A 948-nucleotide genomic window follows, 5' to 3' on the forward strand; every position below is an offset into this window, starting at 1 on the left:
AACCTGAGTTCGATTAATAAAATGTAGAATTATTGGGAGGTGAATATAGATAGAACCAGTGTACTTGAGTATATTTAAGTATCTGAAATTCAAACATATACAAGCAGATCACATGGTTCTATCTAACTCTAAAATTACTGAAATTTTCTATCTAGTTGACGAATTTTGCATTGAATTTGAGCAAACTATCAAAAAACATACCTTAGGTAATAAGCCTAAGAGGAAGCCTAAAATGAGCTGTAGTGAAGTGATTACAATCATGGTCTTGTTCCACTCCGGAGGGTTTAAGAACATGAAGCACTTTTACCTGTATTATGTGCAAAAGCACCAGACAGATTTGTTCCCCAGTACAGTTTCTTACAACAGGTTTGTAGAGCTTATGCAGGCAGCTACCTTACCTATGTCAGTCTTTATGAAAACCTGTTGTTTGGGCGAAGGGACTGGTATCTCCTTTATTGATTCCACCCCGATAAGGGTATGCAAAAACAAACGAATCAAGAGAAACAAAGTATTCGAAGGTTTGGCACAGGTAGGCAAGTCAACGATGGGTTATTTCTTTGGTTTTAAGCTACATATAGTCATCAATGACAAAGGGGAGTTACTCAACTTCGTCATTACACCAGGCAATACTGATGATCGGGAGCCATTGAAAAACAAGTCATTTATCAAAGCCTTAAAAGGAAAACTTTACGCAGACAAAGGCTACATTTCAAACCAATTAACACAAGTATTATTTCTGGACGGGCTTCATTTGATTACCAGCATCCGGAACAATATGAAGAATGTGCTGATGGAACTCAAGGATAAAATCCTGCTCAGAAAAAGATCGGTTATAGAAACTGTCAACGACGAACTCAAAAACATCTGCCAGGTCGAACATTCAAGACACAGGTCATTTGAGAATTTTATCACCAACCTTGTCGCAGGTTTAATTGCCTATTCCTTCTT

Annotated in this window: 1 protein-coding gene; it reads left to right on the top strand. The window is 37.6% G+C overall.

The window, feature by feature from the left end; all coding sequences use genetic code 11:
- Positions 1-112: 112 nt before the first annotated feature.
- Positions 113-948, top strand: an 836-nt coding sequence (locus SYJ56_RS25800; RefSeq protein ID WP_323839283.1) for an IS982 family transposase, incomplete at its 3' end; no start/stop codon positions are given.

It is taken from the genome of Algoriphagus aurantiacus (genome assembly GCF_035156405.1).
In the GTDB taxonomy this organism is placed as follows: Bacteria; Bacteroidota; Bacteroidia; order Cytophagales; family Cyclobacteriaceae; genus Algoriphagus; species Algoriphagus aurantiacus.